This is a genomic window from Pseudomonas sp. ABa2 (assembly GCF_056676075.1).
Genome location: NZ_CM155239.1, coordinates 1,051,487 through 1,057,500, shown reverse-complemented (window position 1 = coordinate 1,057,500; position 6,014 = coordinate 1,051,487). Strand labels below are relative to the sequence as shown.

At 59.9% G+C, this 6,014-nt stretch carries 5 protein-coding genes and 1 rRNA gene (1 of these 6 cut by a window edge); 1 reads left to right on the top strand and 5 read right to left on the bottom strand.

Going from position 1 to position 6,014, the window contains the following annotated elements:
* The 5 genes from AC1G9C_RS05065 to ilvC all read right to left on the bottom strand — a co-directional run.
* Nucleotides 1-745, bottom strand: a 16S ribosomal RNA gene (locus AC1G9C_RS05065); it reaches 792 nt to the left of the window's first position.
* 537 nt (nt 746-1,282) lie between these two features.
* Nucleotides 1,283-1,915, bottom strand: a complete 633-nt coding sequence (msrQ, locus tag AC1G9C_RS05060) for a protein-methionine-sulfoxide reductase heme-binding subunit MsrQ (protein ID WP_457787875.1) — start codon at nt 1,913-1,915, stop codon at nt 1,283-1,285.
* Nucleotides 1,915-2,922, bottom strand: coding sequence for a protein-methionine-sulfoxide reductase catalytic subunit MsrP (gene msrP / locus AC1G9C_RS05055; protein WP_397497997.1), 1,008 nt, complete (start codon nt 2,920-2,922; stop codon nt 1,915-1,917). Before msrP ends, msrQ begins: the two co-directional genes overlap by 1 nt.
* A 62-nt stretch (nt 2,923-2,984) precedes the next feature.
* Nucleotides 2,985-3,803: a CDP-diacylglycerol--serine O-phosphatidyltransferase gene (gene pssA, locus AC1G9C_RS05050; RefSeq protein ID WP_021445767.1), complete on the bottom strand. Its 819-nt coding sequence runs from the start codon at nt 3,801-3,803 to the stop codon at nt 2,985-2,987.
* A 144-nt stretch (nt 3,804-3,947) separates the two neighbouring features.
* On the bottom strand, nt 3,948-4,964 hold the full coding sequence (ilvC, locus tag AC1G9C_RS05045) for a ketol-acid reductoisomerase (protein ID WP_021445768.1): 1,017 nt from the start codon (nt 4,962-4,964) through the stop codon (nt 3,948-3,950).
* Between the two features lie 125 nt (nt 4,965-5,089).
* On the opposite strand from ilvC, the gene ilvY reads away from it, so the two are divergent.
* A complete protein-coding gene (gene ilvY / locus AC1G9C_RS05040; RefSeq protein ID WP_122110187.1) occupies nt 5,090-5,971 on the top strand; it encodes an HTH-type transcriptional activator IlvY in 882 nt (293 codons plus the stop codon).
* Nucleotides 5,972-6,014 lie beyond the last annotated feature (43 nt).

The following is a 6,014-nucleotide window of genomic DNA, read 5'->3' as shown; positions in this document are numbered from 1 at the left end:
AGTATCAGTCCAGGTGGTCGCCTTCGCCACTGGTGTTCCTTCCTATATCTACGCATTTCACCGCTACACAGGAAATTCCACCACCCTCTACCGTACTCTAGCTCGCCAGTTTTGGATGCAGTTCCCAGGTTGAGCCCGGGGCTTTCACATCCAACTTAACGAACCACCTACGCGCGCTTTACGCCCAGTAATTCCGATTAACGCTTGCACCCTTCGTATTACCGCGGCTGCTGGCACGAAGTTAGCCGGTGCTTATTCTGTCGGTAACGTCAAAATACTCACGTATTAGGTGAATACCCTTCCTCCCAACTTAAAGTGCTTTACAATCCGAAGACCTTCTTCACACACGCGGCATGGCTGGATCAGGCTTTCGCCCATTGTCCAATATTCCCCACTGCTGCCTCCCGTAGGAGTCTGGACCGTGTCTCAGTTCCAGTGTGACTGATCATCCTCTCAGACCAGTTACGGATCGTCGCCTTGGTGAGCCGTTACCTCACCAACTAGCTAATCCGACCTAGGCTCATCTAATGGCGCGAGGTCCGAAGATCCCCCGCTTTCTCCCGTAGGACGTATGCGGTATTAGCGTTCCTTTCGGAACGTTATCCCCCACCACTAGGCAGATTCCTAGGCATTACTCACCCGTCCGCCGCTAAATCAAGGAGCAAGCTCCTCTCATCCGCTCGACTTGCATGTGTTAGGCCTGCCGCCAGCGTTCAATCTGAGCCATGATCAAACTCTTCAGTTCAATACTGCTTGGGTTTTGAGAAAACCCTAAACTTGGCTCAGCAATCGCAAAAAACTCTCGAATTCACGAGTGTTACTTGTGATGCTGATAATCAGTCGACTACCAGTCTTACCCCACAAGCACCCACACGAATTGCTTGATTCAGTTGTTAAAGAACAGTTGGTCAAGTCTTTCGTCTCAACCGAGGCGCGCATTCTACAGCACCCCATCTTTCCGTCAAGCTGTTTTTCGAATTTGTTTCCAGAGAAACTCTTTTCTACTCAACCGCTTGCGCCTTCGATCCGAACATCTTCTCGTCAGCGGGAGGCGCATTCTACAGCGTTCAAAACCGCTGTCAACCACCTCTTTTACCGCCTTCGATCCACTCGACCGAAGCACCGACAGGATCCAACCACCACCCCGTCGACCGGCGCACATTCTACACACCAGATCCAGCCTTGCAACTCCTCTTTTAAACTTAACTCATTGATTAACAAGAGGTTTTAGAAGAGCTTCAGCGCTGAAGTGGCGCGCATTCTACCGCCTGAGGAAAACGCGTCAAGCTTTTATTGGACTTCTGCGCAAAGTGCTACGCAGCCACTGCCCAAAGCCCTGCCAAGCCGCAGATACCGGCGGGAAACGCAGCAGCAAGAGGAAGGCGCCGATCACGGCATATAGCAGCCACTCGCCCAGATCGGCGCGCACGACCCAGAGCATATGCAGCAGCGCCAGCAACAGAATGGGATAAACCAGCCGGTGCAGCGCCTTCCAGCGCTTGCCGAGCCGGCGAATGCTGAACCTATTGGAGGTCAGAGCCAGCATCAGCAAACCGATAAAGGTCAGCATGCCGACAATGATATAGGGCCGTTTGCGCAGATCGACCAGCAACTGCTCGACATCCAGCCCCACCAGGAACACCGCATAGGCCGACAGATGCAGCACGGCATAGGTAAAGCACCAGAGGCCAAGCTGCCGGCGCACGGCGATCCAACCACCCCATCCGCTGAGACGCTGCAGCGGTGTCATCGACAGGGTGAGCAACAGCAGGACCAGGGCGCCCAGCCCCAGATAATCGACCAGCGTCTTGCCTGGGTCGGCGCCCAGGGCAAAGATCCAGGCCTGGTAAAGCCAGTAGAGCGGCACCGCCAAGGCCGCAATGAATACCGCGCTCCGCCACCCGACATAACGCATCAGTAGTACTTCCTAAGATCGAGGTCGCTATAGAGTCCGGCGACTTCGTCGTAGCCGTTGAACAGCCGGGTCTTCATCACATTGGGGCTGAACAGGCTGCTCGGCAGACGCCGCTCCTGCGCCTGCGACCAGCGCGGATGGTCCACCTGCGGGTTGACGTTGGCGTAGAAGCCATACTCATTGGGTGCCAGCGCCTGCCAGGTATTGACCGGCTCGTCCCGCACCAGGCTGATGCGCACGATGGACTTGATGCTCTTGAAACCGTATTTCCAGGGCACCACCAGGCGCAACGGCGCGCCGTTCTGCGCCGGCAGCGTGCGCCCATACATGCCCACCGCCATGAAGGCCAGCGGATGCATGGCCTCGTCCAGACGCAGGCCTTCGACGTAGGGCCAATCGATCAGGGAAAATCCGGAGCGTTGGCCGACCATGCGCTCGGCGTCGACCAGGGTCTCGAAACGCACGTACTTGGCCTGGCTGGTGGGTTCGGCCTGGCTGAGCAGATCCGCCAGGGGAAAACCCAGCCAGGGAATGACCATCGACCAAGCCTCGACGCAGCGCAGCCGATAGATGCGCTCCTCCAACTGCTGCGGTTCGGCCAGCGCCGCCATGTCGTAGCGCCCGGGCTTGCCGACCTCGCCATCGATGAGCACCGTCCAGGGCTCGACCTTGAACTGCGCGGCATGCCGCACCGGGTCGCCCTTATTGGGGCCGAACTCGTAGAAGTTGTTGTAGCGCGAAGCATCCTTGTACGGCGTGATGGCTTCGTCGCCGGCGGTAACCGCCTGCCAGCGCACGCTCTCAAGCTTGGCCTTGAACCAGGCCGGCTCGTCGACCGCCTCCACATCGGCGTAACGACCGCCGTCGGCGAAGGATAGCGCGGGCAAGGCGGCGAGCGAGGCCAGGCCGAGACTGCCGCCCATGAACCGGCGCCGGGAGAGGTAAACGGCTTCTGGGGTGACCTCGGACTCGGAAGCGGCAGAAGCGGGAGGAATTCGAATCAGCATGATGGCTCCGCGGCAAAGGCAGGTGACGGGCCAATAGACCGCGGAGCCGAGGTTTTATTACATCAGTCCACAGTCTTGCGGCGGCGCAGTTGCAACAAATATTGAATGGGGCCGGAGGCCGCATAGGCGAGGAAGATGATCAGCAGGATACGCGGCGGGTCGCTGAACACCACGGCGAACACCAGCACCACCGCGAGGATGGCGACGAAGGGAACGCGCCCCTTCAGATCGAGATCCTTGAAACTGTAGTACTTGATGTTGCTGACCATCAGCATGCCGGCCGCCGCCACCAGCACCGCCACGGCGAAGGCCATGTTCGAGCCCTTGATGCCGAAGTCGCTGAAGGCCCACACCGTACCGGCCACCACGCCGGCTGCGGCCGGGCTGGCCAGGCCGATGAAGTAGCGCTTGTCGACGCTGCCGATCTGCGTGTTGAAGCGCGCCAGGCGCAGCGCCGCGCCGGCGACATAGATGAAGGCGACCATCCAGCCGACCTTGCCCATGCTGCCCAGCGCCCACTCGAAGGCCAGCAGGGCCGGGGCGACGCCGAAGGCGACCATGTCGGACAGCGAATCGTACTCGGCGCCGAAGGCACTCTGCGTGTTGGTCAGGCGAGCGACGCGACCATCCAGGCTGTCGAGCACCATGGCGACGAACACCGCCGCCGCGGCGACGTAGAAGTTGCCGTTCATCGCATTGATGATGGCGTAGAAACCGGCGAACAGGTTGGCCGTGGTGAACAGGTTGGGCAGCAAGTAGATGCCGCGATGACGCACCTTGCGCCCCTCGGCATCCTGACCCTCCTCCACATGCTCATCGATCGGCAGCAGGCTTTCGACTTCGTCGGCGCCCCGCTTCGGCTCTTCGTGACCTTCACTCATGAACAACACCTTGCAACTGATTTGAATAATGGCGCACCGCGCGCCCTCACGGGCACCGCTCAACGCCCAGGCTTTATACCAGAAGCCTTGCCGCAGAATGAAAAAACGCGGCATCGAGCCGCGTTCTTTCGCACATCGCAGACCTTAGTTCTTGGTCTTGTCGACGATCTTGTTGGCGGAGATCCACGGCATCATCGCGCGCAGCTTCTCGCCGACCACTTCGATGCCGTGCGCGGCATTGTTGCGGCGGTAGGCGGTCATCGACGGGTAGTTGGTAGCGCCTTCGCTGATGAACATCTTGGCGTACTCGCCGTTCTGGATGCGCTTGAGCGCGTTGCGCATGGCTTCGCGCGACTGCTCGTTGATCACTTCCGGACCGGTGACGTACTCGCCGTACTCGGCGTTGTTGGAGATCGAGTAGTTCATGTTGGCGATGCCGCCTTCGAACATCAGGTCGACGATCAGCTTCAGCTCGTGCAGGCACTCGAAGTAGGCCATTTCCGGCGCGTAACCGGCTTCGACCAGGGTATCGAAACCGGCCTTGACCAGCTCGACGCAACCGCCACAGAGCACGGCCTGCTCGCCGAACAGATCGGTTTCGGTCTCGTCCTTGAAAGTGGTTTCGATGATGCCGGTGCGGCCGCCGCCGACGCCGCAGGCGTAGGACAGGGCGACGTTCTTGGCGTTGCCGGAGGCGTCCTGGTAGATGGCGATCAGGTCAGGAATACCGCCGCCCTTGACGAACTCGGAGCGCACGGTGTGGCCCGGGGCCTTCGGCGCGATCATGATCACGTCGAGGTCGGCACGCGGTACGACCTGGTTGTAGTGGATCGAGAAACCGTGGGAGAAGGCCAGGGTGGCGCCCTTCTTGATGTTCGGCTCGATCTCTTCCTTGTACAGGCGGCCCTGGAACTCGTCCGGGGTGAGGATCATCACCAGGTCGGCATTGGCAACGGCGGTGGCCACGTCGGTGACCTTCAGGCCATGGGCTTCGGCCTTGGCAACGGTAGCGGAGCCTTTGCGCAGACCGATGGTGACGTCGACACCGGAGTCCTTCAGGTTGCACGCCTGGGCGTGGCCCTGGGAACCGTAGCCGATAACGGCGACTTTCTTGCCCTGGATGATCGAGAGGTCGCAATCTTTGTCGTAATAAACTTTCATGGTCTTGGCTCTTTGAATCGAAAGGAATGGGGGTGCAAGCACCGCGACAGAGGCACCTTAAGTGATCCGCCCCATTGCGTAAAATGATATATTTGCAATACAACATGCCGATATATGAAACAGTTATGGATAGTCACGCACTCAGGCTCTTTCTTTCCCTGGCCGACAACCTGCACTTCGGCAAAACCAGCCGCGAGCAGCACGTCAGCCCTTCCGCGCTCAGTCGCAGCATCAAGCAACTCGAAGACGAACTCGGCGCAACGCTGTTCCTGCGCGACAACCGCTCGGTCCGCCTGACCCGCGAGGGGCAACAGTTTCGCGAGTATGCCAGCGAGGTCATCAACGGCTGGCAGGCCATACGCCAGAGGTTCAAGCAGGATCAGCTGATCCTGCACGGCGAACTGTCCCTGTACTGCTCGGTCACGGCCAGCTACAGCTTCCTCTACGACATCCTCAGCAGCTTCCGTCTGGACTACCCGCGCATCGAAATGAAGCTGCACACCGGCGACCCGGCAACCGCCGTCGAACGCGTGCAGCAGGGGCTGGAGGATCTCGCCATCGGCGCCCGCCCCGACCACCTGCCGGCCGGCATCGAGTTCCAGCCGATCACTCGCTCCGCGCTGCGCTTTATCGGCCCGCAGTCGCCCCAGCTATTGAACGAGGAACAGCTTAGGCAGCCTACCGCGGAGAGCTGGAAGGACGTGCCGATGATTCTCTCGGAGGAGGGCCTGGCCCGCACCCGCACCGACCGCTGGCTGAAAAGCCACAACATCAAACCGCGGATCTATGCCCAGGTGAGCGGCAACGAAGCCATCGTCAGCATGGTCAGCCTGGGCTTCGGTATCGGCGTGGTGCCGCAGATCGTGCTCGACAACAGCCCCCTGACCGCGCGCATCCGCATCTACGATATCCAGCCGCCGTTGACCGCCTACGACATTGGCCTGTTCGCCCTGGAAAAACGCCTCAAGGACCCGCTGATCGCGGCCTTCTGGAACCGCCAGCAATAAATCCAGGTAATAAAAAGCCCCGCACCAGGCGGGGCTTTTCTCA